This is a genomic window from Devosia marina (assembly GCF_009758415.1).
Lineage (GTDB): Bacteria > Pseudomonadota > Alphaproteobacteria > Rhizobiales > Devosiaceae > Devosia > Devosia marina.
In genome coordinates this window covers 161,670-187,523 of sequence record NZ_WQRF01000002.1, presented here as the reverse complement: position 1 = coordinate 187,523, position 25,854 = coordinate 161,670, and the positions used below count along the sequence as shown (strand labels likewise).

At 61.9% G+C, this 25,854-nt stretch carries 26 protein-coding genes, 1 tRNA gene and 1 pseudogene; 7 read left to right on the top strand and 21 right to left on the bottom strand.

Features of this window, described 5'->3' with window-relative positions; genetic code table 11:
* Positions 1–47 precede the first annotated feature (47 nt).
* The 6 genes from GO014_RS08635 to GO014_RS08610 form a co-directional block, all read right to left on the bottom strand.
* Entirely contained in the window at positions 48–410 is a 363-nt protein-coding gene (locus tag GO014_RS08635; protein WP_116587677.1) for a lipopolysaccharide assembly protein LapA domain-containing protein, read from the bottom strand.
* Between the two features lie 58 nt (positions 411–468).
* Positions 469–750 carry an integration host factor subunit beta gene (locus GO014_RS08630; protein WP_035099264.1) on the bottom strand — a complete coding sequence of 94 codons (282 nt, stop codon included), beginning with the start codon at positions 748–750 and terminating at the stop codon, positions 469–471.
* 39 nt (positions 751–789) lie between these two features.
* Positions 790–1,719, bottom strand: coding sequence for a signal peptide peptidase SppA (sppA, locus tag GO014_RS08625; protein ID WP_157289989.1), 930 nt, complete (start codon positions 1,717–1,719; stop codon positions 790–792).
* A gap of 64 nt (positions 1,720–1,783) precedes the next feature.
* Positions 1,784–2,293, bottom strand: coding sequence for a GNAT family N-acetyltransferase (locus tag GO014_RS08620; protein WP_157289988.1), 510 nt, complete (start codon positions 2,291–2,293; stop codon positions 1,784–1,786).
* Positions 2,294–2,366: 73 nt separating this feature from the next.
* On the bottom strand, positions 2,367–4,073 hold the full coding sequence (rpsA, locus tag GO014_RS08615) for a 30S ribosomal protein S1 (RefSeq protein ID WP_116587680.1): 1,707 nt from the start codon (positions 4,071–4,073) through the stop codon (positions 2,367–2,369).
* A 182-nt stretch (positions 4,074–4,255) separates the two neighbouring features.
* The gene (locus GO014_RS08610) at positions 4,256–4,909 is read right to left on the bottom strand and encodes a (d)CMP kinase (RefSeq protein ID WP_157289987.1); all 654 of its coding nucleotides are present in this window, start codon (positions 4,907–4,909) and stop codon (positions 4,256–4,258) included.
* Positions 4,910–5,139: 230 nt separating this feature from the next.
* On the opposite strand from GO014_RS08610, the gene GO014_RS08605 reads away from it, so the two are divergent.
* The 3 genes from GO014_RS08605 (at position 5,140) to GO014_RS08595 (ending at position 7,067) form a co-directional block, all read left to right on the top strand.
* Entirely contained in the window at positions 5,140–5,532 is a 393-nt protein-coding gene (locus GO014_RS08605) for a TIGR02300 family protein (RefSeq protein ID WP_157289986.1), read from the top strand.
* Positions 5,533–5,706: 174 nt separating this feature from the next.
* Positions 5,707–5,782 (top strand) — tRNA-Ala (locus tag GO014_RS08600).
* 190 nt (positions 5,783–5,972) lie between these two features.
* The gene (locus GO014_RS08595; RefSeq protein WP_157290353.1) at positions 5,973–7,067 is read left to right on the top strand and encodes a winged helix-turn-helix domain-containing protein; all 1,095 of its coding nucleotides are present in this window, start codon (positions 5,973–5,975) and stop codon (positions 7,065–7,067) included.
* A 15-nt stretch (positions 7,068–7,082) separates the two neighbouring features.
* Here GO014_RS08595 and GO014_RS08590 read toward each other — a convergent pair whose 3' ends face one another.
* The 6 genes from GO014_RS08590 to rpmI all read right to left on the bottom strand — a co-directional run bounded on the left by GO014_RS08590 (position 7,083) and on the right by rpmI (position 13,999).
* On the bottom strand, positions 7,083–8,372 hold the full coding sequence (locus GO014_RS08590) for a bifunctional folylpolyglutamate synthase/dihydrofolate synthase (protein WP_157289985.1): 1,290 nt from the start codon (positions 8,370–8,372) through the stop codon (positions 7,083–7,085).
* A 168-nt stretch (positions 8,373–8,540) separates the two neighbouring features.
* Positions 8,541–10,961 (bottom strand): phenylalanine--tRNA ligase subunit beta, encoded by a 2,421-nt coding sequence (gene pheT / locus GO014_RS08585; protein WP_157289984.1) that lies wholly within the window; start codon positions 10,959–10,961, stop codon positions 8,541–8,543.
* Positions 10,962–10,972: 11 nt separating this feature from the next.
* Positions 10,973–12,013 carry an ASCH domain-containing protein gene (locus GO014_RS19535; protein ID WP_157289983.1) on the bottom strand — a complete coding sequence of 347 codons (1,041 nt, stop codon included), beginning with the start codon at positions 12,011–12,013 and terminating at the stop codon, positions 10,973–10,975.
* Positions 12,014–12,046: 33 nt separating this feature from the next.
* Positions 12,047–13,177: a phenylalanine--tRNA ligase subunit alpha gene (gene pheS / locus GO014_RS08575; RefSeq protein WP_157289982.1), complete on the bottom strand. Its 1,131-nt coding sequence runs from the start codon at positions 13,175–13,177 to the stop codon at positions 12,047–12,049.
* Between the two features lie 200 nt (positions 13,178–13,377).
* On the bottom strand, positions 13,378–13,779 hold the full coding sequence (gene rplT / locus GO014_RS08570; RefSeq protein WP_116587686.1) for a 50S ribosomal protein L20: 402 nt from the start codon (positions 13,777–13,779) through the stop codon (positions 13,378–13,380).
* Positions 13,780–13,798: 19 nt separating this feature from the next.
* Positions 13,799–13,999: a 50S ribosomal protein L35 gene (rpmI, locus tag GO014_RS08565; protein WP_104892577.1), complete on the bottom strand. Its 201-nt coding sequence runs from the start codon at positions 13,997–13,999 to the stop codon at positions 13,799–13,801.
* Positions 14,000–14,288: 289 nt separating this feature from the next.
* Here rpmI and GO014_RS08560 point away from each other — a divergent pair, with 289 nt between their 5' ends.
* Positions 14,289–14,603, top strand: a complete 315-nt coding sequence (locus GO014_RS08560; protein ID WP_116587687.1) for a hypothetical protein — start codon at positions 14,289–14,291, stop codon at positions 14,601–14,603.
* Positions 14,604–14,760: 157 nt separating this feature from the next.
* On the opposite strand, the gene GO014_RS08555 is transcribed toward GO014_RS08560, so the two are convergent.
* Positions 14,761–16,938: a methyl-accepting chemotaxis protein gene (locus GO014_RS08555; protein ID WP_157289981.1), complete on the bottom strand. Its 2,178-nt coding sequence runs from the start codon at positions 16,936–16,938 to the stop codon at positions 14,761–14,763.
* 148 nt (positions 16,939–17,086) lie between these two features.
* Positions 17,087–17,932, bottom strand: coding sequence for a glycosyltransferase family 2 protein (locus tag GO014_RS08550; RefSeq protein ID WP_157289980.1), 846 nt, complete (start codon positions 17,930–17,932; stop codon positions 17,087–17,089).
* A 103-nt stretch (positions 17,933–18,035) separates the two neighbouring features.
* Here GO014_RS08550 and GO014_RS08545 point away from each other — a divergent pair, with 103 nt between their 5' ends.
* Together GO014_RS08545 and GO014_RS08540 are read left to right on the top strand one after the other, a co-directional pair.
* A complete protein-coding gene (locus GO014_RS08545) occupies positions 18,036–18,455 on the top strand; it encodes an Hsp20 family protein (protein ID WP_157289979.1) in 420 nt (139 codons plus the stop codon).
* Between the two features lie 28 nt (positions 18,456–18,483).
* Positions 18,484–18,765, top strand: a complete 282-nt coding sequence (locus GO014_RS08540) for a DUF1150 family protein (RefSeq protein WP_157955787.1) — start codon at positions 18,484–18,486, stop codon at positions 18,763–18,765.
* 82 nt (positions 18,766–18,847) lie between these two features.
* Here GO014_RS08540 and GO014_RS08535 read toward each other — a convergent pair whose 3' ends face one another.
* From GO014_RS08535 to GO014_RS08505, 7 genes and pseudogenes are all read right to left on the bottom strand, one after another.
* Positions 18,848–19,315 carry a PTS sugar transporter subunit IIA gene (locus GO014_RS08535; RefSeq protein WP_157289977.1) on the bottom strand — a complete coding sequence of 156 codons (468 nt, stop codon included), beginning with the start codon at positions 19,313–19,315 and terminating at the stop codon, positions 18,848–18,850.
* A gap of 47 nt (positions 19,316–19,362) precedes the next feature.
* Positions 19,363–19,941, bottom strand: coding sequence for a ribosome hibernation-promoting factor, HPF/YfiA family (gene hpf / locus GO014_RS08530; protein ID WP_157289976.1), 579 nt, complete (start codon positions 19,939–19,941; stop codon positions 19,363–19,365).
* Between the two features lie 231 nt (positions 19,942–20,172).
* Positions 20,173–21,672, bottom strand: coding sequence for an RNA polymerase factor sigma-54 (gene rpoN / locus GO014_RS08525; RefSeq protein ID WP_157289975.1), 1,500 nt, complete (start codon positions 21,670–21,672; stop codon positions 20,173–20,175).
* 131 nt (positions 21,673–21,803) lie between these two features.
* Positions 21,804–22,703, bottom strand: a complete 900-nt coding sequence (gene lptB, locus GO014_RS08520) for an LPS export ABC transporter ATP-binding protein (RefSeq protein ID WP_425482074.1) — start codon at positions 22,701–22,703, stop codon at positions 21,804–21,806.
* Positions 22,676–22,915: pseudogene (locus tag GO014_RS19640) on the bottom strand (LptA/OstA family protein); the annotation flags it as partial. The gene lptB and the pseudogene GO014_RS19640, both read right to left, overlap by 28 nt.
* A 104-nt stretch (positions 22,916–23,019) precedes the next feature.
* A complete protein-coding gene (locus GO014_RS08510) occupies positions 23,020–23,664 on the bottom strand; it encodes a hypothetical protein (protein ID WP_157289972.1) in 645 nt (214 codons plus the stop codon).
* Between the two features lie 16 nt (positions 23,665–23,680).
* Positions 23,681–24,295, bottom strand: coding sequence for a ribonuclease D (locus tag GO014_RS08505; RefSeq protein ID WP_116587697.1), 615 nt, complete (start codon positions 24,293–24,295; stop codon positions 23,681–23,683).
* A 256-nt stretch (positions 24,296–24,551) separates the two neighbouring features.
* Here GO014_RS08505 and metK point away from each other — a divergent pair, with 256 nt between their 5' ends.
* Positions 24,552–25,808, top strand: a complete 1,257-nt coding sequence (gene metK, locus GO014_RS08500) for a methionine adenosyltransferase (RefSeq protein ID WP_343030869.1) — start codon at positions 24,552–24,554, stop codon at positions 25,806–25,808.
* The last annotated feature ends 46 nt before the right edge of the window (positions 25,809–25,854 follow it).

Sequence of the window (25,854 nt, the reverse complement as noted above, 5' to 3'; positions counted from 1 at the left end):
GGCTCAAAGGGACGGGACTAAATGGTCAAGCCGCACTGCGCCGTCCTTCATCGCAGTTCCAGCAGGTCATCGACTTCGGCCATGGGGCCCTTGCGGGTCTCGCCACTGCCTTTGCGCATGGCATCAAGCTCTTCGCTCAGATGCTGGGCCTCGCGGCGCCAGTGCCGTTCGCGGCGGCGATGCGCCCCTTGCGCGAACCAGCTCGCCGTGCCGCCCAGCAGCACGCCGATCAGCAGAACGACATAGAGAACCACGAAAAGCGGAATGCCGTAGCCGGCCGCGCTCGCATCGGCGGGGGCGGCAAAGGGATTGAGATTGACCGCCACAAGCTGGCGATTGGCCAGCGCAAAGGCAATCAGTACCGCGCACAGGGGGACCAGGACGAGCCAGCCGACAATTTTGTTGACCATTATAGGCTTCCACTGGAGCCAGCAGGCTCCGATCCTTTCTTGCGCCGTTTCGGAAAAATCAGGAGCGGTTCAGCCGCTCGCGGATTTCCTTGCCGGCCTTGAACTGCGGCACGTACTTTTCGCCCACATCGACCTGTTCGCCAGTGCGCGGATTGCGTCCGACACGGGCCGGGCGGTTCTTGACCGAAAAGGCGCCGAAGCCGCGCAACTCCACCCGGTCGCCCCGGGCCATCGCATCCCCGATCTCGTCGAGGATCGCATTGACGATGTTCTCGATATCACGCTGAAACAGATGCGGGTTCTCCGCGGCGAGCTTCTCGACAAGTTCAGACTTGATCATCAAAGGCTCCGGTGTCCACCCCTGCCCCTCGCTGGGGGTCTATTCAACCTGCCAAAGCGAGACCAAACCGTCAAGCATCACAGGAGTTTCGCCCGAAAATCCCAGAAGCGTCCGGGCCGAATTGCCCAACAGGTCCGCGATCCAATGCAGCTCGTTCTGCTCTGTCGGCCAGACGGTAACGATCGGGGTCTCCGGATCGATCCCGTGCTCGGCCTCAAGCCAGTCGAGCGCCTCGTGCTGCGCCCCAATGGCATCGATCAGCCCGGCCTCGACCCCGACCCGCCCGGTCACGATGCGTCCATCGGCCAGCGCCAGCGCTTCGGCGCGGCTCAGCCCCCGGCGCTCGGCAACAATATCGACGAACCAGGCAAAGCTGTCTTCGACCAGCTCGGCAATCGAGGCACGCGGCGCCCCGCTCAGCGGTTCGTCAAAGTCCGGCTCGGCCTTCAAGGGACCCGAGGCCACCTTGTCGAAATCGATCCCGATCGTGTCGAGCAGTTTGCCGGCATTGACATGCTGATAGAGCACGCCGATCGATCCCACGATGGACAGCCGCCGGGCAAAAATCCGGTCCGTGCCGATGGCCGTCATATAGGCCGCCGAGGCGCCCAGCTCGTCTATGGTCGAGACCACCGGCTTGGCGGCCGACAGGCGCCGTAAATCCTCATAGAGCTCTTCTCCACCCGCCGTGGTGCCGCCAGGCGAATTGATCGTCACGACAACCGCCTTGACCGCATCGTCCTCGATCAGATCCTCAATGGCGCGGGACCGGGAGGCATCGGTGGCAATCGTGCCGCTGACGACTATGCGCGCGATCCGCTCGCCCGCAGCGAACTGCGGCAGGGCAAAGCGCCCGGCCACGGCCAGCACGGCGATGACGGCGGCCAAAAGGGCCAGCAGGCGCCAGAGCCCGCGCGAGCGGCGAAAACGATCGGCAGCAAGGACATCGTGATGCATCTGGTCGGACACGGGCAGCTCTCCAATCTGGCCTAGCAGGTAGCGGGACAGCGCCTGGATGGCAAGCGTCCACCGCCTAGTCCAGCACCTTGACCATATAGCGCGCCGTCTCTTCATAGGCGGCGAGTTTTTCTTTGAGGTCCAGGCGCTCTTCGACCCCGAAACCCTGCTTTTCCCAGAATGCTACTGAGCCATTGACCGCGACCAGGCTCATGGTCTCAAAGCCCATGGCACGGGCATGCTTGGTCAGTGCATTGACGATCTGCCTGGCCGCGCCCAACCCGCGCGTCAGCGGCAACAGCGCCAGGTCGTGAATGTAATAGCTGTCGGCATCGGCCGGAATCCCCCCCAGCAAGGTGTCCAGCGCTGGCAAGTCCCCCCGTTTCCAGGGGTGGCTCAGGACATAGCCGGCCGGCTTTTCCGAGACTTCGAGCAGATAGCAGCCATTGCGATAAAGGTCGAACTTCTCCGCCAGCACGGCTTCGGCCTCGAAAAAATCGGGATGCACCCGGTTGGCGATCTCGAACACCGCTCCGAAATCATAGCCCGTCAGGGCCCGCCAGGCGACGTCACGAAACTGGATCATCGTCCAAACCCTCTGCACGAAACGACCCGCACCAATGGCGCGGGTCGAAAGCTTAATGGCGAAGCGAGAACGCTTACTTGTCGTCGCGGCCCTTGAGGGCTGCGCCCAGGATGTCGCCGAGCGAAGCGCCCGAATCCGAGGAGCCGAAGTTCGCAACGGCTTCACGTTCTTCGGCGATTTCCAGCGCCTTGATCGAGAGCTGGATGCGGCCGGTCTTGCGGTCGTACTGGGTGATGCGCGCATCGACCTTTTCGCCCTTGGAGAAACGCTCCGGACGCTGGTCGTTACGGTCACGGCTGAGGTCGGCGCGGCGGATGAAGGCCGTCACTTCGCTGTCAGCGATACGGACTTCAATGCCCCCGTCGTTGACTTCGATAACCTCGGTGGTGACCACGGCATTCTTGCGCAGACCGGTGCCATCGGAAGCACCGGTATCGGCCAGGCCGTCAGCAGCAAGCTGCTTGATGCCAAGCGAGATGCGTTCCTTGTCGACATCCACGTCGAGCACCTTGGCCTGCACCATGTCGCCACGGTTGTAGTCGTCCAGCGCGATTTCGCCCGACTTCTGCCAATCCAGGTCCGAAAGGTGAACCATGCCGTCCACATCGCCTTCGAGGCCGATGAACAGGCCGAATTCGGTCTTGTTCTTGACTTCGCCTTCGATGGTGGAACCAACCGGGTTCTTTTCGGCGAAAGCTTCCCACGGGTTCTGCAGGGTCTGCTTGAGGCCCAGCGAGATGCGGCGCTTGTCCGGATCGACCTCGAGCACGACCACTTCGACTTCCTGGGAGGTCGAGACGATCTTGCCGGGGTGCACGTTCTTTTTGGTCCAGCTCATTTCCGAGACGTGGATCAGGCCTTCAATGCCCGGCTCGAGCTCAACAAAGGCACCGTAATCGGTGATGTTGGTCACGCGGCCAGTGAACTTGGCCTGCATCGGGTACTTGGCCTCGATGCCTTCCCACGGATCGGCCTGAAGCTGCTTCATGCCCAGCGAGATGCGGTGGCTCTCGTGGTTGATGCGCACGATCTGGACCTTGATGGTCTCGCCGATGGTGAGCACTTCGGACGGGTGGTTGACGCGGCGCCATGCAATGTCGGTGACATGGAGCAGGCCGTCGATGCCGCCCAGGTCAACGAACGCGCCGTAATCGGTGATGTTCTTGACCACGCCATCGACCACCTGGCCCTCTTCGAGCTGCTGGACGATTTCCGAACGCTGTTCAGCGCGCGATTCTTCGAGAATGGCGCGGCGCGACACCACGATATTGCCGCGGCGCTTGTCCATCTTGAGGATCTGGAAGGGCTGCGGCACATTCATCAGCGGCGCGATATCGCGGATCGGACGGATGTCGACCTGCGAACGCGGCAGGAAGGCCACGGCGCCTTCGAGATCAACGGTGAAGCCACCCTTGACCTGGTTGAAGATGGTACCTTCAACGCGCTCATTGGCGTTGTACTTTTCTTCGAGCTTGACCCAGCTCTCTTCGCGGCGGGCCTTTTCGCGGCTCAGGACGGCTTCGCCGACGGCGTTCTCGACGCGGTCGACATAGACCTCGACTTCCGAACCCACAGTGATGGTGCCGTCACGGCCGGCCTGGCCGAATTCCTTGAGCGGGACGCGGCCTTCGGTCTTCAGACCGACGTCAACAATGGCCAGGTCCTTTTCGATCGCCACGACCCGACCTTTGACGACGGTGCCTTCAGCGGCATCGTTGTCGACAAAGGAGTCGAGCAGCATCGATTCAAAATCTTCTTTCGTCACAGTCTGCTGTGCCAAATCTTTTCTCCGGTGCGCCGGTCGTTGAGGGTTGCAAACCTGAGCCCGAATACGGGTCCGCTTCGGCAAATGCCAAAGCCGGCGCACGGAGCACCGCTTCAAGAAACAGGTTGATTGGGTATTTCATGGGTCCGGGCCAGCGCCTGGGTGATCGCTCGAAAGGAACGGGCCCAAGGAGGAAATTAGGAGGGCTTTTGCCCCCCTGCCTTGAGCGCCATGGCCTTCTCGACAATCGCGATGGCAGCGCGGAGTGCCGCTTCTATACCGAGTTGTGTCGTATCGAGCAAGTGCGCGTCGTCTGCCTGGTAAAAACCACCATGCGGATTCAGCATGTCACGCGCGTCCCGCTCTTCGATCTGGTGGAACAGGGCATAGCGATCCACCGCCACGCCCCGTGCTTCCAATTGCCGGGCGCGGCGCTCCATGCGTGCCTTGCTGTCGGCCTGGATAAACAGCTTCACATCGGCATCGGGGCAGATTCGTGTTCCGATATCGCGCCCGTCCAGCACGGCGCCATCGGGCCCGGTGGCAAAAGTACGCTGGAAGTCGAACAGCGCCGCGCGCACCTCAGCGATCACCGCGACCTTGGATGCCAGCACCCCGGTTTCGGCCGCCGTCAGCGCCGCCAGATCATCGAGATGTCCAGCATCGAGCGCCTGGGCCGCCGCAATGGCCGCGCTTTCAAAGGCCGGGCCGTCCACCTTGTCGGCCACCGCCAGGCCCACGGCGCGATAGAGCAGGCCGGTGTCCAGATGGGGCAGTCCATAATGGCGTGCCAGGCCGGCGGCCAGCGTCCCCTTGCCCGAGGCTGCGGGTCCATCCACGGCAATAATCATGTCCTGTCCCCAGAAGTGATCGGCTGACCCAAGCCGATAACGGTGACGGTGGCGAAGGGCAAGAGGCGGTCCGGACACTGTTCGGAGCCGGCTCGAAGTGCGTGGGAGTCCGGCAATCGCGCATTTTGCGTTTGACAGGGCAGGGCTTTGCCCATAACCGGACGAACCGAAATGGGCGTTCGCGGCTACTGAAGCGCCCCCAATTCTCCTTATTCGACGAGGCATGAGAGATGGCCAGTGAACGCGGTACCAAGCGGACCGACCCCGATACCGGCAAGAAGTTCTACGATCTGAACCAGGACCCGATCGTCTCGCCCTATACCGGCAAGAGCTATCCGCGGTCATTCTTCGAAACCCTGCCCGGCAAGCCCAGCCCGGTCACCGCCCGCAAGGTGGATGACGAAGAGCAGGTCGAAGAAGAAGAAGTCGAGGATACCGCAGCGCCAGAGATCGTCAGCCTTGAAGAGGCGGACGCCGAGGAAAGCGGCGACGATATCCCTGATGTCGAAGATGTCGAGGTCGACGAAGACCTGGGCGACGACGATGAAGACACCTTCCTCGAAGAAGACGAGGACGAAGACGACAGCCTCGGTTTCGACGTCGGCGACGACGAAGACCGTTGATTTAATTTACCTTTTCTCGCCGGGGCCGGGTTTTCCCCGGCGGGATAAAAAAGTGTCATTTAGGCACTTGCAAGTGGCGGATTGTTCCAATAGGTTCCGCCTCGCTTCGGACGGGCAACGCCCCGACGAACCCAAATCTACCGCAGGGGCGCGCCACGCGCCGCTTGTTCGGATGGGGCCTTAGCTCAGCTGGGAGAGCGCTTGCATGGCATGCAAGAGGTCAGCGGTTCGATCCCGCTAGGCTCCACCAAATTCTCTTTAAGCATCGCCGTTCCCCGGCTAGCGGCTTTTGGCGCCTATTGAATTTCCCCCTCGACACGCGGCCTCCTGACCGCATTTGACACGCCCTCCTGATCTGACATCGTTCTGTCAGACCTCAGGAATCAACCGTGCCGAAAAAGCCCGTCTCCCTCACCGCCGCCCAGGCTCGCGCCGTCTGGATGAAGGCGCAAAAGCTTGATGAAACCGAACCCTTCGGCGCCGGGCCGGCGGCGACGCGTGCGGCGATCGAACATCTGGGCTATGTGCAGATCGACACCATCAATGTCATCGAGCGCTGCCATCATCACATTCTTTACGCGCGTATCCCGGCCTATCGGCGCAGCGACCTGGCCAGCCAGCAATCGGCACAAAAGTCGGTCTTTGAATATTGGACGCACGCCCTGAGCTACGTCCCTACTGCCGATCTGCCGTTCTTCCTGCCCGCCATGAAGGCATATCGCGAAAACCCCAGCGCCTGGTTCGGCTCGGTAACCAGGGCCGAAGTCAATGCCATGACAAGGCGCCTCAAGAAAGAGGGGCCGTTGTCGATCCGCGACATCGATGATGATGAACTGGTCGACAAGACCCATCCCTGGGCCAGCCGCAAGCCATCCAAGCGTGTGCTGCAACTGATGTTCTACCAGGGCCTTGTCGCCATTGCCGAACGCCAGGGTATGCTCAAGACCTATGATCTGATCGGGCGCCACTTCGGCTGGGAAAAGGCCCCGCGGCCCGCCACCGAGCGCCAGGTTACCGCCTATCTGCTCGACCGGGCCCTGCGCAGCCAGGGCATTGTCAGTCTCGATTCGATCTGCCACCTCAACGCGCCGGCCAAAAAGGCGGTGCGCGAGCTGATCGAGAACCGCGTACGCCGCCGCCTGCTTCTGCCGGTCACCATCGAGGGCGCCGAAAAGATCCCGCACTGGACAACCGGCCAGGCGCTGGAACAGGTGGCCCCGCCACCGGCCAATCGGGTGCATATTCTCTCACCGTTCGATCCGCTGATCATCCAGCGCAAGCGGCTCAAGCTGATGTTCGGCTACGACCACATTTTTGAGGCCTACGTGCCGGCGGCCAAGCGGCTATATGGCTATTTCGCCTTGCCGGTACTGGTCGATGATCGTGTGGTGGCCGCCATCGACCTCAAGACCGACCGTGCGAACCAGTCCCTCTTGGTGCAGCAATGGACCTGGCTGGAGGATGTGAGTGCCGAGGTCAAGGCCGCCATCGACACAGAGCTGGGCCGTTTTGAGCGCTTCCAACTGATGCAATAACGCCAGGATGTCCGCTCAGTCAGGGATCGTGCCGTTCTTGGCCAGCACATCGCCCGCCAGATAAAGCGAGCCGCAAATCAGCACTCTTGCGCCTTCGATATCTGCGGCGGCTCTGAGCGCACTGGTGATCGAGCGCATGGCCTTGGCGGGGAAGCGCTGCGCCCGGGCGCGGGCTGCGATCTCTTCGGACTTATGGGCGTTCTCCTCGCCCGGAATGGTCAGGGTCAGCACCTGGGCGGGATGCAGGTCGCGGAACACTTCGAGAAAGTCTTCCGGTGCACGATTGTTCATCATCCCCATGATCAGCACCAGCGGCCTTTCCGGCATTGCGGCAATGGTGCGGGCCAGGGCCGCTGCGCCATGCGGATTGTGTCCGCCATCGAGCCACAATTCATGGCCTTCCGGCAGCAGTTCGCGCAGCTTGCCCGCGCGGATCGGCTGCATGCGCGCCGGCCAGGAAACCTGCCGCAGCCCCTCGGCAAATCCGGCCGCGTCAATCGGCAGGCCAAACTGACGGGCCGCGGCAATCGCCAGCCCGGCATTGTCGAACTGGTGCGGACCGGGCAGTGCCGGAGGGGGCAGGTCGATCAACCCGTCCTCGTCGGAATAGACCAGTCGCCCGTCCTGTTCGGATCCGTGGAAATCCTCATTCTGCCAGACGGGGCTGATGCCCAACCGCCGCGCGGCCCGCTCGAGTACCGCACGGGCCTCCTCATGCTGGATACCCATCACCGCCTTTGAGCCGCGCTTGAGAATGCCGGCCTTGTTGAGCGCGATTTCGGCCAGCGAATTGCCCAGAAACCCCTGATGGTCGTAGTCGATCGGCGTGATGATAGTGCCCAGCGGATGGCGCACCACATTGGTCGTGTCGTAGGTTCCGCCCATCCCTGTTTCGAGCAGCAGGAAATCGGCCGGCGTGTCAGCAAACAGCTTGAACGCGGTCACGGTCGTCACCTCGAAAAAGGTGATCGGATCGCCATTATTGACCTGCTCGACCTCTTCGAGTGCGGCATTGAGTTTGCGCGTGCCCACCAGCGTGCCAGCAAGGCGGATACGTTCGTTGAACCGCACCAGATGCGGGGAATTATAGACATGCACCGTCTTGCCGGCCGCCTCGAGAAAGGCGCGCAGATAGGCAATGGTCGACCCCTTGGCATTGGTGCCCGCAACATGGATCGTGGGAGGCAGGTGGTCCTGCGGATTACCCAGCTTTTCCAATAGCGGGATCATGCGATCCAGGCTGAGATCGATCAGCCTGGGGTGCAATTTGCTCAAGCGGGCGAGAATGGCGTCGGTGCGGGACATGGAAATGGACCTCGATAGAGCGGTTCCTGCGCCTCCCTCCCCTTGAGGGGGAGGGATTGAGGGTGGGGTGATGGACACGCGTCGACATTGGGTCTCCCCTCTCCAGCGTTGCTTTAGCCTTCGGCCTAGCGCCGCGTCCTGCCCCGCAAGGGGGAGAGGCGAGAAGATCTACTTCCTCAATTCGCCGCCGGTGGTCTTGGTCACTGCCGCCACGACAGCCGAGGAGACCTTGTCGATTTCCTCGTCGGTCAGCGTCCGCTCGCGCGGCTGCAATGTCACCTCGATGGCCACCGATTTCTTGCCCTCGCCCACATGGCTGCCCTCGAACACGTCGAAAATGCCCACGTCCTTGATCAGCGCCTTGTCGGCACCTCGGGCGGCTTTGAGGATGGCCGCAGCAGTCACCCCACGATCCATCACGAATGCAAAGTCCCTGGAGACCGGCTGAAATGGGCTGAGCGCGAGTGCCGGCTTGGTCCTGGTGGCCTTTTTGCGCGGCTCGGGGATGGCATCGAGATCGATCTCGAACGCCGCAACAGGGCCCTCGATATCGAGTTCGGCGCTGAGTGCCGGATGCAGTTCACCGAACCATCCCAAGGTCACCTTGGGCCCAAGGGCAATGCGCCCGCCGCGCCCCGGATGGCTCCACTCCGCCGCTTCGGGCAGTACCTGCACCTTCTCAATATCAACCCCCAGCGCATCAAGCACCGCGGCCAGATCCGCCTTGGCATCCCACACGCCAACCGCTTCGGCTTTGCCCGACCAGTGGCGGCCGGCGCCGTCCAGCGTTGCCGTGCCGGTGCGAATACCGGATGCATAGGTGTGCTGGCCTTCGGGCTGGTCCGACAGGAAAATCTGTCCCACCTCGAACAGCGCCACGTCAGCAAAGCCACGATTGGCGTTTCGGCGGGCCCCGGCGATGAGCCCCGGCAACAGCGAGGGCCGCATATCGGTCATGTCCGAGGCAATGGCATTGGCCAATTGCCGGTCTTCGGTGCCCCCGCCAAACCGGGTGGCCTCGTCATGGCTGATGAAGCTCCAGGTCACTGCCTCATCGAGCCCGCGCGCCGCCAGCGCCCGGCGGGCAATGCGGCGGCGGTTCTGGATGGTGGTCAGCATGCGCGGAGCGACATGGGTCAACCGTGGCAGCGGCTCCACCGGCACATTGTCCACGCCCACCATGCGCATCACCTCTTCAACGAGGTCTGCCTTCTGCGTCACATCTGGCCGCCAGCTCGGCACTTTGACCGAACGAACCGGGCCGGTTCCCTCCATGGCAAAGCCGAGTCGGTCCAGGATCGCCTCGATCTCATCGCCAGCCACGGTCAGGCCGGTCAGGCGATTGACCTCGGCCAGTGGGAATTCAACCACGGTGTCCGGGAAGACATCCTCACCTGAAATGGCCGGCTCCATCGGCTCGCCGCCGCACAGCTCCAGCACCAGTCGGGTTGCCAGTTCCATGCCGGGCTCGGTCAGCGCCGGATCGACACTGCGCTCCAGGCGATAGCGGGCGTCCGATACGATGCCGGTCTTGCGGCCGGACTGGGCGATCAGATCGGGGTCCCAGCTGGCGCATTCCATGAACACATTGGTGGTCTCCTCGGTCACCCCCGAACGGATCCCACCCATAATGCCGCCCAGGCAGAGCGGGCCCTTGTCGTCGGCAATGACCGTCATGGTGTCGTCGAGCGTATAGACCTTGTTGTCGAGGGCGTCGAACGCTTCGCCGCGCGCATTGCGCAGCACCATCTGGCCCTCGACCTTGTCGGCGTCATAGGCGTGCAGCGGTCGGCCCCAGCCGAGCGAGACCAGGTTGGTTATGTCGACCACGGTGTTGATGGGCCGCAGCCCCACGGCTCGAAGGCGCTGCTGCAGCCAGTCAGGCGAAGGACCGTTCTTGATGTTCTTGAGATACCTTCCGGCAAACTTTCGGATCGCCTTGGGCTCATCCGCGTCGAACTGATGCGGCAAGGGCGCAATCGGGCTCGGTCCCTTGGACGGGATCGGCGAGAAATCTGTGCTCTTCAATGTCCCCAGGCCAAAGGCCGCCAGGTCGCGCGCTATGCCATATACGCCCGTCGCATCGCCCCGATTGGGGGTTATGGAAATATCGAACACCACGCCATCCATGCCGACATAATCGACATATTTGACGCCCACCGGCGCATCTTCGGGCAATTCGATAATGCCGTCATGGTCCTCGCTCAGCTCCAGTTCGGCATTGGAGCACAGCATGCCATTGCTGACCTGGCCGCGAATATTTCCCTTGCCGATGGTCATGTCCTTGCCCGGAATATAGGTGCCGGGGAAAGCGAACACGGATTTGAGACCCGTGCGGGCATTCGGCGCCCCGCAGACCACGTCAATCAGCTCACCCGTGCCCGCATCGACTTTACATACACGCAGCTTGTCTGCGTTAGGATGCTGCTCGGCGGAGACCACATGAGCGGTCACAAAGGCTTCCAGCGCCTTGCCCTGGCTTTCAATCCCTTCCACCTCGAGGCCAATCATGGTCAGCGCCTTGCCGATCTCATCGGCTGACGCGCTGGTGTCGAGATGTTCCTTGAGCCAATCGAGGGTGAATTTCATCTTTTTGGTCCTTAGCGGAAGTCGCTCTTGCTGCCATTGATCGGCGGCAGTGTGGAAGAGAGTTTGAGAAGTTCGACAAGCACATTGGCAAAGCCCCGCGCGTCTTCGATCGCCTTATGGGTATGGGGCACATGGCCGTAGAATTCGGCTGGCAGCTTGCTCATGCCCCAATCAAGATAGGGCGCGCCGCGCAAGGTGCCCGCCATGGTATAAAGGCAGATGCCGCCGCCGCGAAAAATCTGCCGCCCCTTGAACGGGCCCGAAAGCGCCCGCGTGCCGGCATACTCGTCCAGATAATGGTCCATCCAGAGCCCGTCGAAAATCATCGGCGCGGCCACGAACACTTTCGGGCCGGGCAGGCTCTCGACCCAGTCGGCAAAGCGCGGCATGACCAGCGCCGGGTCTTCGGCATTTTCCGTTGCCGCCTTCCAGGCTTCGGGCTGGGTCGCCCACCAGGCCATGGTGGTCTCGTTCTGCTTGCGGTCGGGACGCGGGGTCAGCACGGCTTCGAATTCCCCATGGCGCGTACCATCGGCTTCTATGGCCACCGAGGCAAAGCTCAGCATGGAATTATGCAGCGGCGTCGGCCCGTCGCTCTCAATATCGGTCACAATGAAGATCGGCGTCGCCACGCGATTATAGACGTCGCGCCCCGCCGGCAGCACGGTCATGAGGCGGAAGGTTTCACATACAACCTGCATGTCGGGCGCGAAGCCGCCATTGCGGGCAAAAAAGGCCTCATGCCCCGCCCGCCATTCGGCATAGGGGCCTTCGCCTTCAAGATCGGTGAAGCTGGGGTCGACATCGTCGAAACGCTTTGTCTCGACCGACAAAGTCTCAATCACGCAAGCCTCTTGGCCCGCGCCATTGAGCACGATATCGCGCCGTCCGACCTCCGGCATGGGCTCGCCGCCCCGGGCATAATCGCGCAGCGCCCCGCATGTGGCCGTCTTCTTGCCCGCCAGCACCAAAGCAAGCAGATCGTCAGCCAGCTCCGGAGAATCTCCAAAGCTGAACCTGAACTGCTCGCGTTTGGTCGCGCTGGACGACACCGTTTTTCACCCGATCTCGGATTGGAACAAAGCTTAGGAGGACAGCCCGCCGAACAGCGTCGGCAGGTCCAGCGGGCGGAACCCGTAGTGAGCCAGCCACCTTTGGTCCGCGTCGAAAAACGCCCGCAGATCTGGCATGCCATATTTCAGCATGGCGATGCGGTCGATACCGATGCCCCAGGCAAAGCCCTGATAGACATCGGGATCGAGCCCGGCATTGCGGATGACATTGGGGTGCACCATGCCGCAGCCGAGGATTTCGAGCCAGTCATTGCCCTCGCCGATCTTCACCTCGGAGCCCGAGCGGTCGCACTGCACGTCCACCTCCATCGAGGGTTCGGTGAACGGGAAAAAGCTCGGGCGGAAGCGCAAGGTCACGCTGGGCACCTCGAAAAAGGCCTTCAAGAACTCTTCCAGCACCCAGCGCAACTGGCCGATATGGCTCGATTTGTCGATGACGAGACCCTCCACCTGGTGGAACATCGGCGTGTGCGTCTGGTCACTGTCATTGCGATAAGTGCGGCCGGGCATCACCACGCGGATCGGCGGGTCCATGGCAGGGGTGATGTAACTCGCTGCCGGCTTTTCATTGGTTTTCTGCATCACGCGCATCTGCACCGGCGAGGTGTGGGTGCGCAGAACCTTCTTCACCCCGTCGGGCCCCGGCTTCATGAAGAAAGTGTCGTGCATTTCGCGCGCCGGGTGGCCTTCCGGGAAGTTCAGCGCGGTGAAATTGAAATAGTCAGTCTCGATATCGGGCCCTTCGGCGATGGAAAAACCCATGTCCGAAAAGATCGCGGTGATCTCGTCAATAGTCTGGGAAATCGGATGTATCCGGCCGCGCGCGGTCGGTGCGGGCTTGAGCGGCAGGGTGACATCGACCGTCTCGGCTGCCAGGCGCGCCTCGAGGGCGGCGGCCTTGAGCTCGGCGCTGCGCGTTTCAATCAGCCCGGCAATTTCCCCCTTGAGCCCATTGATCGCCGGCCCGGCGGTCTTGCGCTCGTCGGGTGCCATTGAACCCAGCGTCGCAAGCAGGGCCGAAACACTGCCTTTCTTGCCCAGCGCCGAAACGCGCACAGTCTCGAGCGCCGCTTCACTGTTCGCGCCGGCTATGGCGGTGGACAATTCGCTGCGCAGGGTTTCGATTTGTGTTTGCAGGGACATGCTGAACTCTCGCAAGACCTCATCCTGAGCCTGTCGAAGGGGGAGGTCGGTAACCGGGGTGCCCGCGACCTCGTGGCTCGACGGGCCCACCATGAGGTCTATGAAAAATCAGTGGTGGTTAGACCAAAACAAAACGCCCTGCGCCAGCCCTTCAAGGCGGCGCAAGGCGCAATTTTCAGCCTCAGCAGAGCTGGGAGAATTTAAGCGGTGACGCGGGCGTGGGTAACGGTGTCCACGCTTTCCAGATATGCCAGCGCTTCCTTGGCCTTGACGACCAGGGCTGCGAACGCTTCGGGCTGGGTGATCGCGAGATCGGACAGCACCTTGCGGTCAACAGCAATCTCGGCCTTGCTGAGGCCGTCGATAAATCGGCCATAGGTCAGGCCGTGGTCGCGTACAGCGGCGTTGATGCGCTGGATCCAGAGAGCCCGGAAATTGCGCTTCTTGACGCGACGATCGCGATAGGCGTACTGGCCGGCCTTTTCGACGGCCTGCTTGGCAATACGAATCGTGGATTTACGACGGCCATAATAGCCCTCGGCGGCCTTCAAGACCTTCTTGTGACGAGCGTGGGCGGTTACGCCCCTTTTTACGCGTGCCATTCTTTAGTGTCCTTCCAGCTTAGCGGTTGTACGGCATGTACCACTTCACCAGACCCTCGTCGCCCTTGGACAGGATCTTGGTGCCGCGGTTGGTGCGGATGTACTTTGCGTTATGGCTGATCAGGCGGTGGCGCTTGCCGGCAACGCCGGACTTCACCTTGCCCGTGGCGGTGAAGCTGAACCGCTTCTTGGCGCCGGACTTGGTCTTCATTTTGGGCATTTTGCTTGGTCCTTTAGAGTATCTTGGATGGATTTGAGGCCCATCGCATTCAAAGACCGCCACGGCATGCCTGTTGGCCGGGCGGTCCGGAGATGGCGCTTCATAAGGGCAAACTAGGACTGGCGCAAGAGGGATCGCGCCTACGTATCGGGGCATTAAATAGTTTCAACGAACCATTCACACTAGCTTGTTCGGTTTTCTCGCACAATCGTGCAACTGGTGATGGGGGCCAAGCGTAATTATCCCCGAGTTCGCAAGTCAGCGAGCGCCAGAAAAAGGATTTAATATCATGCGTTTCATCAAGCCCCTCACCATTGCCGCTCTGCTCACCGCCTCCATCGCCGGCGCCAATGCCAGCCCGTTCAACGCCAATGTCAGCTTCAACGCCCTCGAGGATGCGACGACTGCCACGGTCCTCAAGGTCAACCCAGCCGAAGCGGCTTCCCTCGCCATCGACGTCGACACCGACTCGCTGCAGCAGACCATCCAGAACAACAGGTTCCTGCTTCGCTCGGTGCAGGCGCAGGGTTTCGCGCTCGACCAGATCGTCGGCCTCGATGCCACCGATGACGGCGGCTCCAGCGTCACCCTCTACGCGATGTAATTTTTGCGGTCTCGAATCCGGGACTGAACAAGGGCGGTCATTCATGGCCGCCCTTCTTTGCGCGCTATTTTCCTCATGGCCCGGCCAATGCACGGTGGCGTGGATCCCTTGCAGGAACATCGAGTGCGACTCCCGAACCGAAGTGCCCCTTGTTCGCTCAGGCGACCCGTTTGTCCTTCGGTCCTTCGTCGCCAAGGGTGAAGCCCGTGACTATGGCATCTAGGGCTTCGGCCTGTGCTCGGGTCTGGTCAATGGCCGCATGGGACTCCTCAACCAAGGCCGCGTTGTGCTGGATATCGCCGTCCATAACGCCCATGGCATCGGCAATGGTGGCGATTGCCGTGCTCTGGCTCTGCGCCGTCTCGGCAATGGTGTCCATTTGGCCGCTGTCGCGCGCCACCGCTTCACGGATAGCAGCAAGCATCTTGGCCGCCTCCTCGGCAATGTGAGAGCCGTCATTGACCGAATTTGCCGATTGTGCCGCGAGCGCCTTGATGTTTGCTGAGGCCTGCGCCGCTGACTGGGCGAGGCGCCGAACTTCTACGGCCACCACTGCAAACCCCTTGCCCGCTTCGCCCGCGCGTGCCGCCTCGACAGAAGCATTGAGGGCGAGCAGATTGGTTTGAAAAGCCATATCCTCAACCAGCCCGGTGACGGCAGTGATCTCGTCCGAAGTCCTGCGGATGCCGGCCATGGCTGTTTCGAGCCGCTTCATGGCGTCCGAACCTTCCCGGGCCAGATCGGCGGACCCCCTAGTGCTTTGCGCCGCGGCCTGGGCCAAAAGGGTATTGGCCGCGACTTCGCCCTTGAGCGTTTCCACCGCCTTGGCCGTTCGCTCGATCATGCCGGCCTGGTTGTGTGTACGGCTGGCCAGATTATTGGCGCCCTCGAAGATTTCGTCGGTGGCGCGGCGCAAAGATCCCGAGGCATCGGCGAGCCGGAAAATAGTGTCCGACAGCGTTTCGGCCAGCAGATTCGTGTCCTGCTGTAATTGGCCGAAGGCGCCGGCGAACTGTCCTTCCACCCTGGCTCCCAGTTGCATGGCAGCAAGTGCCGAAAGAACGCTGCCATTCTCGGCGAGTCCCTGCGCCACGGTAGCCAGAAGCGCGTTGACTCCCGCCGCCAGCCGATCAAGATCGGGATCTCCATAGCTGGAGGCCAGGCTTTGGTCGAACCGGCCGGCAACGGCATCTGCAACCACCCGCTCCAAATCGGCCTGCAGATGCGCCCGGCGAGAGGCCATTGCTGCGGTCTGCTGCGCCTCTTCGCGTTCACGCGCCATGGCCTGCGCCAGGCTGCGGCCGTTCGCGCCAAAGACCTCCAGAGCCCGGGCAACACGCCCCAGCTCGTTGTCCCTGTCGGTCCCGGCCATGCTCACCGCAAAATCACCTGCAGCCAGGCGGTCCAGGTTGGTGGCAATCGCACTAACCGAGCGCGACAGCCAGCGCGCGGTGAAAACACTTAGTGCAACGCCGCAGATCAGCGCGCAAAGCCCCGCCACCAATGCTGTCAGCCAGATTGTGGTAGACTGGCTTTCGCCCTGGCGCCCCAGTCGCTGCTGTTCGTCCGTGGCCGCCAGCGCGTTGGCACGATAAAGTTCTGCAAGGCGCGCATCGATCGACTGGGCAGCTTCGGCCAGTCCGTTGCGCTCCTGCAATCGCGCATTCAGCGCAACGACGGCGCTGGTGAACCCCTCGAGCGTCTCGGTGACTGCGTCAACGCTGGCCAGGTCATCGGGCTTGTAGAAGGTGGACCTGAGCGCAATCAGGCCCTCCTGCGTCTGGGCAGTATAAGCAGTTGCCCGCTCCTGAGCGGCCAAATCTCCCATCAGCAGGTTTTCGGCTTCCAGTCGCGCCAGCAGCAGGTCGCGCATGGCCAGGCCCGCAAGCGCGGCTGCCTTGGCGTTGATGCTTGTGGCCTCCGACATCTTGGACATCAATGCGCCCAGCGTGTCGCCGGCGGCCACACCGTTTTGGCGCATCGTCAGCGTCAGTTCTTTCACCGCAGCGTCTATCTCGGTCATGGACGCTACCGCATCGCGGTACTCGCCTGAGCCGTTCTCGGGCAGCAAAGACAATTGCGCGCGAACCGCTGCAACATTTTCCGGGCCGGGGCTGCTTTGATAGGTCGCGAAAGCCAGTCTTGCACTGGCGAGATGGGCAGCATTTTCCTGTGCCTGGCTGGCTTGCGCCGTGGCCTCTGCATATCCTTTGAACGTTGCGTTAAGAGCAAAGACGCCCAGCAAGGCTATTGCCAGCAATGCGCCCATAAGCGTGATAAGCATGCCAAAGGCCGCATAGATGCGTCCCGACAGCGAGAGATTCTTCGGTATCATAGGTTCTAGATTCCCAGCACGAACCAGTTGTCTCGCCGCTGGTACTCAGGCGTGTCTTAAGGGAACCTCTCCATGACTGTCATCGGAACGTCACAGAGTTCCGCAGTTGCGCGGCGGACCAAGGTTCTTGGTGGTACAGAAGAATTTTTTATGAAGCCGGGGCGCTCAGCATCGGCTCGATGTGATCCTCGAACAACAGCCCCGGCTGCAGCGTCGTGGCCGCACCATAGGCCGCCTCGGCCATGATCGAGATACTGAGAAACCCGATCAGTCCGGCAACGTCCGCTTCGCTCAAGCCATACCGCCCTGCCTCCAGCCGGGTGATGATTTCGCGCTTGGACGCGATCATCCCCGCGGTAACGTCTCTGGCATTGCTCATCGAGCCATCGCGCTTGATGTAGTCGTGCAGCGGCGTACCCAGATGATAGCTCTGCGGATTGCTAGAATAGAGCTGCAGCAAAAATTCGAGATCGGTCATGTTGCTCATCTCGGGGTCGAACCGCCCGTCACCGCGCCGCCGGTCCCACACCACCATGGCGTCCATTGAAAGGCTCACCCATTTGTGTTCGCCGGGGCTCAGCACCCGATCGGGGCCCGCGCCGACATGACGCAAATGCCGGAAATCCTCGCTCATCACGTCAAGCGCTGTGGTGACGATGCCGTGCCGGTCGAGCTTATCCACCGCCTGTTCGAGCTTGCCCGGCTTCAGCCGGTCATCGGCATCGAGAATGGCGGCAAAAGGGGTGTCGATCTTCTCGAGCGCCACATTGCGCGTCACCGATGCGCCCCGCCCCACCCCGCCGCTCGTCAGAAACACCTGGCGGGGATCATTCAGCCCCTGTTCATGCAGAAAAGTGCCATAATCGAAACCGTCATCGGCCACGATCCAGTGTTGCCAGTCGGCGTGGGTCTGCTCGATGACACTTCTGACCGTGGTGGTCAGGGTGGACTGCGCCTTGTAGGCCGGCGTGATGATGGAGACGGTCTGGGACATGACTTGAACCTTTTGCTCGTCTGACCCATATCTCTGGCAGGTTCGCGATGCCAGAGTTAAGGGTCGCGCACCAGACGTTGCTTGATGCTCAAGGACGCTTTTGATGTCGCGTATCTCGGTGTTTTCCGCCCCCTTTCTCCTCGGCTTCGACAGTTTCGAGGAGCGTATCGACCGGCTGGCCCGGTCAGCGGAGGGCTATCCTCCTTACAATATCGAACGCACCACGGGCGGGGACGGAGCGGAGAGGTTCCACATCTCCATCGCCGTGGCCGGATTTGCTCGATCCGACCTCGAGGTGAGCGTGGAGGACAACCAGTTGCAGGTGCGCGGCCGCCAGAAGGACGAACCCGGTCGTGACTTCCTGCATCGCGGGATCGCGACCCGCCAGTTCCAGCGCACCTTTCTTCTTGCCGATGGCATGAATGTGAAGGATGCAACTCTGGGGCATGGTATGCTCGTTATTATACTTGAGCGCCCACCGGCGCCCAAGATCGCCCGACAGATCGACATTCGCTCAGTTTGAGGAAACAGAAGAAAGGGCCGACACAATGATGGACAAGCGCAATTCCGAAGCGGCCATGGATGCCGCAAACCCGCTCAAGGACCTGACGCGCGCGCAATTCGCAGCGCTGGGCGGGGACGCCGTCGCTTATGTCAAACCGGTTTCCGGCCTCCTGCTTGCGGGCCTGATCGAGGACGCCGAGTTCGATGGCGCGACCCAGTACCAATTGGTGATGTCAGCCGATGGCACACCACTAATGGTTGCCGACACCACCGAAGCCGTTGCCGAATGGCTCGGCGACCAGAATATCGGGGTCGCGACCCTGCATTAGCCGTCGGCCCCGCACCCGTTCGGACAATGCAAAACCCCCACAGCTTGGCTGCGGGGGTTTTATTGTCTCTTCGGTACCCGGCTCAGGCTGCGTAGGTGTCTTCCAGCGGCGCCGTCAGGATCGCATGCAGCTGCGCCGGATCAGTTTCGCGGCGCAATTGGTCGGTCACGTTTTCGGTTCGCAGCAGGCGGGCAAAGCGCGACAGGGCCTTCAGATGATCTGCGCCGGCGCCCACCGGGGCCAGCAGCATCACCACCAGATCCACCGGCTCGTCATCCACCGAATCGAAATCGATCGGTTGGTCGAGCCGCGCAAAAACGGCGGTCACACTCTTCAGGCCCTGGATCTTGCCGTGCGGAATGGCGATGCCATTGCCGAGCCCCGTCGAGCCGAGCTCCTCCCGGCCCAACAGGGTCGAAAGGATCTGGCTGGCAGGAAAAGCAGTCAATTCTGCGGCCTTTTGTGCAAGAATGTCAAAGATCTGGCGCTTGTCAGACACGCCGGTGCAAGTCAGCACGGCGTGCTTTGCCAGAATATCGGCCAATTCCATAAATCTGCCTTAGGATCTACCAAGCGTTCGGGCTTTGGAAGCGCCAGTCAATTTGCGCTAAGGGTCGGATCGACCCAACCAATATTACCATCTGCGCGGCGGTAGACCACATTCAGGCCGCCATGTCCAGCATGGCGGAACATCACGACCTGTTGTCCAGAGAAATCGAGCTCCATCACCGCTTCCTCCACGCTCATCTCGCGCAAATTCTTGGTGGCTTCGGCGATTACGGCTGGTGCGAAATCCTCGTCGAGTTCGTCATATTCGTCGGTCGAGCCGAACACGGTGTATTGCGCTGTCAGCCCGTCAATGCCATTGGCGCCATTGCCCCGGCGATGCTGCTTGAGCTTGCGGTTGTAGCGGCGCAGACGCTTCTCAATGTTGAGCGCCATGACTTCGAAGGCGCTGGTCGCATCGCCCGCCTGGGCACTGGCCTGCAGCGTTGCGCCCGAATCCAGGTGCACAACGCAATCGGCGCGAAAACCGATACCGTCCGGTGTGAGGGTGAGATGGCCGTCATAGCCGCCGTCGAAATATTTTCCGACGACAGAGGCGAAATGCTCCTCCGCCTTGCCCCGCAGGGCCTCGCCAACATCCATGTTCTTTCCCGAAACGCGTAGGGTCATGGCTCTTTTTCCTTTCGGTCGTATGGCTCGACACGAGAGTTCCGAAAAGCCGCTCCCGGCTTCACGGGACCTGCGTCTGCCGACCACCCAGACATGGGGTGCCGACAGCTAGGATGCTAGACCCGGCCAATCACGCTGTCCATGCGCAACAACAGGCGCATTTGCCAACAAAAGGCGTGACAGCCATGAACCTGCCACTTACCGTTCCGCTCGGGTGATTTGAGGCGCCGATCAGGCGATGCGCGCCAGTTCCTTCTTTTGCCGGCGCCGGATCACCGAGGAGGGGATGTTCATCCCTTCACGATATTTGGCGACCGTGCGGCGCGCCACGTCAATTCCCTGTTCCTTGCGCAGCATTTCGGCGATCGTATCGTCCGAGAGGATGGCATTGGCCGGTTCTGCATCAATGAGTTGCTTGATGCGGTGACGCACCGCTTCTGCCGAGTGGTCGCCCCCGCCTGTCGCCGAGGCGATGGCCGTGGTGAAGAAATACTTCATTTCATACAGGCCCCGCGGCGTGGCCATGTATTTGTTCGAGGTCACCCGGCTGACCGTGGATTCATGCATGTCGATGGTTTCGGCCACCATCTTGAGCGTCATGGGCTTCAGATGCGCCACCCCATGGGCCAGGAACCCGTCCTGCTGGCGCACAATTTCCGCTGCCACCTTGGTGATGGTCTGCGCGCGCTGGTCCAGGCTCTTGGTCAGCCAGTTGGCCGTGCTCAGGCAATCGGCCAGGAAGGTCTTTTCAGCCGCATCGCGGGTCTTTTTCGAGACCGTGGCATAATAGACCCGGTTGACCAGCACGCGCGGCAACACCTCGCTGTTGAGCTCGATCTGCCAGCCCCCATCGGGTCCGGGACGCACGAACACATCGGGCACCACCGACTCGACCGGCCCGCTGTCAAAGGCCAGCCCGGGCCTGGGATCAAGCAGCTTGATCTCGGCCAGCATGTCGGCAAGGTCTTCCCGGTCGCACCCCACCGCCTTGAGCAGGGCAGGCATATTGTGTTCGGCCAGCAGCGGCAGGTTGTCGATCAGCTTTTGCATGATCGGGTCGAGTCGGTCGCGTTCGCGCAGCTGGATCGAGAGGCATTCGGCGACATCGCGGGCAAACACCCCCACTGGGTCGCAGCCTTGCAGCGCGTCGAGCACCGCTTCCACATCGGCCAGCTCGGCCCCCAGCAAGTCGGCAATGGCGTCGAGCTCCACCACCAGATAGCCGGCCTCGTTGATTCCGTCGATCAGATGCTGGGCAATCAAGCGGTCGGCCGCTGTGCGCAGCACCATATTTGCCTGCGCCTCGAGATGGTCGGACAGGCGCGGCCGGCTGGCCACATATTGGTCGAGGTCAGGCGCCTCGCCGCCTTCGAAGCTGCCATTGCGGTCCGGCCCGGCAATCCGGCCCAGTTCCTGTCCGGCATCGGGAAACACATTGTCCACCGACGTATCGTAGCCCTCGGCGATCTGGTCGGCGTCCTTGATGCGGTCGCCCTGGGCCACCGTGTCCTCATAGGCACTCATCTCGGTGTGCTTTTCGGGCGCCTCGGCTGGCTCGGCATCGTCCCCGCCCTCCTCGCGCTCCAGGATCGGATTGCGCAGGAGTTCGGCATCGACGAAATCATTGAGTTCGAGATGGCTGAGCTGCAGCAGCCGGATCGACTGCATCAATTGTGGCGTCAGCGTCAGGCTTTGAGACTGACGAAACTCCAGCCGTGGCGAAAGCGCCATGCGTTACGGGCCCTTGCGTGCAAAACATTCTCCAGCCGCTCGCGGCTGCTTCCGGGCCGGACCATGACTCAAATCTGTCTTCTCGGCAAGTTTCGTGCCAGACACCTCAAAGCACGAGGCTGGGCCAATGCCTAGATCGAAAAACTCTCGCCCAGATAGACGCGCCGCGCTTCCGGGTCCTCCGAAATGGTTTCCGGCTTGCCCTGGATCATCACCTTGCCACCGTGAATGAGATAGGCGCGGTCGACCAGCCCCAGCGTCTCGCGCACCGCATGGTCGGTAATCAACACGCCAATGCCGCGCTGCGTCAATTGCCGCACCAGCCCTTTGACTTCGGCAACCGCAATGGGATCGACCCCGGCAAAGGGCTCGTCGAGCAGCATGAAGCCGGGGTCTGCGGCCAGGGCGCGGGCAATCTCCACGCGCCGCCGTTCGCCGCCCGACAGCGCCAGCGCATTGGACTTGGCGATATGAGTGATGGAGAACTCGTCCAGCAGCGCCTCAAGCCGGCGCTTGCGCTCGGCCCTGTCGCGCACCGTGTTTTCCAGCACCGCCATGATATTGCCGGTCACCGTCAACCCGCGAAAGATCGAGGGCTCCTGCGGTAGATAGCCGATGCCGAGCTGGCCGCGCTGGAACAGGGGCAGCCGAGTAATGTCCAGCCCGTCGAGCAGGATTTTGCCGGCATTGGGTTTGACCAGCCCCATGATCATGGTGAAGACCGTGGTCTTGCCCGCCCCATTGGGTCCCAGCAGGCCCACCGCCTCGCCCCGGCGCACTGCCAGCGAGACGTCGCGCACCACTTCGCGCTTGCCAAAGCTCTTGGCCAGGCCATGGGCCACCAGCCAGCCGGTCTGGTCGATGCGGGGGCGGGGCGGCTCACTCATTGCGAGGTGAACACCCCGGTCACGCGCCCGCCGCCGCCGCTGGTGAAGGTCGACACATTGGTGGCCAGGTTCACCACCAGTTCGGTGGCATTGACCGTGCCGCTGGCATTGTTGACCACCACATTGCCGGTCAGGCGCAGCAATTGGTCGCCTGGCGTATAGACGGCATGTTCACCCGTAGCGTCCTGCTCGCTGGTCTTGAGCCGCACATTGCCGCCGGTGGCCACGAAGGTCTTGATATCGGTGGTGCCGCCCTCGCCATAGGTGGCCACCACCTTTGGCGCCCAGACTGTCACATTGGGATGGATCACGATCACATCGCCGGTAAAGGTCACCTCGCGCGCACTGTCATTCATCACCGTCCGGTCGGCAGTGATCTCGACGCGGTTCTGCGCTAGCGCTGGCGACACCAGCAGCAGTAATGTTGTAAGGGCGATCAGGCGGGCCCGCTTCATGGCCTTCATTCTCCGCTGGCCCCGGAATCGGTCTCGCCGGGCGTCGAGGGCAGGGTGACGGTCGACCCCAGGAAAGTCCAGATAATGGTGCTCGCATCATAGACTAGGCCATCGGCCCGGATAGTCGAGCCATCCGCATAATCGATGGCCACGGCGCCCCGGCTGGTCAGCAGCTGGTTGCCCCAGTCAAACACTGAATCGTTGAGCGTGCCGGTGGTTCCCGTGCTGTCAGCGACATCAGCCTCGCCCGGCACCATGGTGAGCTGCGCGGCGGTATCGAGCTGGGCCTCTTCGGCTTCCATGGTCAATTGCACGCCGTCGATGCGGTTCAAAACCAGTATGGCATTGCTCAGATCCACCAGATTGCTCTGTTCCACCCGCGCCCGCGCCGTTTCCGCCCAGACCCGGTAGGACGATCCGTCACTCAGCGTGCCGACATATTCGGGCGCCTCAATGACGACCGCATCAGGTGTCACGCTGATCTGCTCGATATTGAACCGCCCGGTAAAACTCGAAACATAGATCTGCACCAGCAGCCCCGCCAGAACGATGCTGCCCAGGAGCGGCACGCCCAGGCGCAGGATCGCCACGATGCGGTTGCGCCGCCCCAGGCGATCATACATTCGGCGTGGCGCAGTGGCGGCAGACATGGCTCCCGACCCGGCCTCAGCTATGGGCAAAAATGTCGGTTTCTTCCCAGCCCAACAGATCCAGGGCACAACGCGTGGGCAGGAACTCGAAGCAGGATTTGGCGATCTCGGTGCGGCCCTCGCGCGCCAGCATGCGATCCAGATGCCGTTTCAGATCGTGCAGATAGAGCACGTCCGAGGCAGCATAATCGAGCTGCGCGTCGCTCAGCTTTTCTCCCCCCCAATCTGAGCTTTGCTGCTGCTTGGAAAGATCCACGCTCAACAGTTCGCGCACCAGATCCTTCAGCCCATGCCGGTCGGTATAGGTGCGCACCAGCTTGGACGCGATCTTGGTGCAATAGACCGGCCCGGTCACCACCCCGAAGCGGTTCTGCAGCACGGCCACGTCGAACCGTGCATAATGGAAAATCTTGGTCACGCCCGGATCAGTCAACAGCTTGACCAGGTTCGGCGCTTCGCTTGCGTCCTGGGGGATCTGCACTACATCGGCACTGCCATCGCCCGGCGAGAGCTGCACAACGCAGAGCCGGTCGCGATGCGGGTTGAGCCCCATGGTCTCGGTGTCGATCGCAACCTCGCGGCCATAATTGGAAAGATTGGGCAAATCGCCGCGATGCACTCTGATGGCCATATTGTCATCCGCTTGTCTGTAACCGGTCCTTCCTTGGCACAGAGCGGTGGCCAAGAAAAGGCATCACACTGGGAAGGCTTGCGCCGCCGCAGGGCAAGAATTGCTGCTTGGAGCCATGTTTCCATATAAAGCTTTCTTTATATCGCTCTTGCTTTCCCGGCCCGGACCTGCGAATAACGAGGCTGAAAGTGTCCGGCATAACGGCCGGAGACGCGCACTCCCGCGTGCGCCCTCGCCACTCGCAAAGAGGTTTAACGTGGCCCGATCCAACTATCTTTTCACCTCGGAATCCGTTTCCGAGGGGCATCCCGACAAGGTATGCGACCGTATCTCTGACGAAATCGTCGATCTGGTGTTCAAGGAGGCCAAGAAGGCCGGCATGGACCCCTCCCAGGTCCGCATCGCCTGCGAAACCCTGGCCACCACCAATCGCGTGGTTATCGCCGGTGAAGTGCGCGTCCCCGAAACCCTGCTGAAAAAGGGCAAGGATGGCCAGTTCGTCACTGACGCATCCGGCGCCCCTATGGTCAATCCGTCCCGCTTCAAATCGGCGGCCCGCAAGGCCATCCGCGCCATTGGCTATGAGCAGTCCGGCTTCCACTGGAAAACCTGCCGCATCGATGTGCTGCTCCATGGCCAGTCCGCCGACATCGCCGTAGGTGTTGACGAGGCCGGCAACAAGGATGTCGGCGCCGGCGATCAGGGCATCATGTTCGGCTATGCGGCACGCGAAACCCCCGAACTGCTGCCCGCCCCGATCTATTATGCGCACAAGATCCTGTCCTCGCTGACCGAGGCTCGCAAGGCCAATCACGGTCCTGCCGGCAAGCTTGGCCCCGACGCCAAGAGCCAGGTGACGGTGCAGTATCGCGACGGCAAGCCGGTCGGCGTCACCCAGATCGTGCTTTCGACCCAGCACCTGGACGAGACCCTGACCTCCGAGGATGTGCGCAACATCGTCGAGCCGATTGTCCGAGCGGCCCTGCCTGAGGGCTGGATCAGCGACGAGACCGTCTGGCACGTCAACCCCACCGGCAAGTTCGTTGTTGGCGGTCCCGATGGCGATGCGGGCCTGACCGGCCGCAAGATCATTGTCGATACCTATGGTGGGGCAGCCCCCCATGGTGGCGGCGCTTTCTCGGGCAAGGATCCCACCAAGGTGGATAGGTCCGCGGCCTACGCGGCGCGCTACCTCGCCAAGAATGTGGTGGCCGCGGGCTTGGCCGATCGCGCCACCATTCAGCTCTCCTATGCCATCGGCGTGGCCAAGCCGCTCTCGATCTATGTCGATCTGCACGGCACCGGCAAGGTGGACGAGGCGGTGCTGGAAAAGGCACTGGCCGAGGTCATGGACCTGACCCCGCGCGGCATCCGCACCCATCTCGATCTCAACAAGCCCATCTACGCCAAGACCGCCGCCTATGGCCATTTCGGCCGCAAGGCCGGCCGCGACGGCAGCTTCTCCTGGGAAAAGACCGACCTGGTCAAGGCGCTCAAGGCCGCCATAGCCTGATCTTTTGTTAGCATTGACCACGGGCCTCTTTTCCGCAAAAGCGGGG

Excerpts from the sequence above, each read along its gene's own strand:
- GO014_RS08635 (WP_116587677.1), bottom strand. The coding sequence starts at position 410 with ATGGTCAACAAAATTGTCGGCTGGCTCGTCCTGGTCCCCCTGTGCGCG.
- GO014_RS08630 (WP_035099264.1), bottom strand. The coding sequence starts at position 750 with ATGATCAAGTCTGAACTTGTCGAGAAGCTCGCCGCGGAGAACCCGCAT.
- GO014_RS08620 (WP_157289988.1), bottom strand. The coding sequence starts at position 2,293 with ATGATCCAGTTTCGTGACGTCGCCTGGCGGGCCCTGACGGGCTATGAT.
- GO014_RS08610 (WP_157289987.1), bottom strand. The coding sequence starts at position 4,909 with ATGATTATTGCCGTGGATGGACCCGCAGCCTCGGGCAAGGGGACGCTG.
- GO014_RS08605 (WP_157289986.1), top strand. The coding sequence starts at position 5,140 with ATGGCCAGTGAACGCGGTACCAAGCGGACCGACCCCGATACCGGCAAG.
- GO014_RS08595 (WP_157290353.1), top strand. The coding sequence starts at position 5,973 with ATGAAGGCGCAAAAGCTTGATGAAACCGAACCCTTCGGCGCCGGGCCG.
- GO014_RS08590 (WP_157289985.1), bottom strand. The coding sequence starts at position 8,372 with ATGTCCCGCACCGACGCCATTCTCGCCCGCTTGAGCAAATTGCACCCC.
- pheT (WP_157289984.1), bottom strand. The coding sequence starts at position 10,961 with ATGAAATTCACCCTCGATTGGCTCAAGGAACATCTCGACACCAGCGCG.
- pheS (WP_157289982.1), bottom strand. The coding sequence starts at position 13,177 with ATGTCCCTGCAAACACAAATCGAAACCCTGCGCAGCGAATTGTCCACC.
- rplT (WP_116587686.1), bottom strand. The coding sequence starts at position 13,779 with ATGGCACGCGTAAAAAGGGGCGTAACCGCCCACGCTCGTCACAAGAAG.
- rpmI (WP_104892577.1), bottom strand. The coding sequence starts at position 13,999 with ATGCCCAAAATGAAGACCAAGTCCGGCGCCAAGAAGCGGTTCAGCTTC.
- GO014_RS08560 (WP_116587687.1), top strand. The coding sequence starts at position 14,289 with ATGCGTTTCATCAAGCCCCTCACCATTGCCGCTCTGCTCACCGCCTCC.
- GO014_RS08555 (WP_157289981.1), bottom strand. The coding sequence starts at position 16,938 with ATGATACCGAAGAATCTCTCGCTGTCGGGACGCATCTATGCGGCCTTT.
- GO014_RS08550 (WP_157289980.1), bottom strand. The coding sequence starts at position 17,932 with ATGTCCCAGACCGTCTCCATCATCACGCCGGCCTACAAGGCGCAGTCC.
- GO014_RS08545 (WP_157289979.1), top strand. The coding sequence starts at position 18,036 with ATGTCGCGTATCTCGGTGTTTTCCGCCCCCTTTCTCCTCGGCTTCGAC.
- GO014_RS08540 (WP_157955787.1), top strand. The coding sequence starts at position 18,484 with ATGGACAAGCGCAATTCCGAAGCGGCCATGGATGCCGCAAACCCGCTC.
- GO014_RS08535 (WP_157289977.1), bottom strand. The coding sequence starts at position 19,315 with ATGGAATTGGCCGATATTCTGGCAAAGCACGCCGTGCTGACTTGCACC.
- hpf (WP_157289976.1), bottom strand. The coding sequence starts at position 19,941 with ATGACCCTACGCGTTTCGGGAAAGAACATGGATGTTGGCGAGGCCCTG.
- rpoN (WP_157289975.1), bottom strand. The coding sequence starts at position 21,672 with ATGGCGCTTTCGCCACGGCTGGAGTTTCGTCAGTCTCAAAGCCTGACG.
- GO014_RS08510 (WP_157289972.1), bottom strand. The coding sequence starts at position 23,664 with ATGTCTGCCGCCACTGCGCCACGCCGAATGTATGATCGCCTGGGGCGG.
- GO014_RS08505 (WP_116587697.1), bottom strand. The coding sequence starts at position 24,295 with ATGGCCATCAGAGTGCATCGCGGCGATTTGCCCAATCTTTCCAATTAT.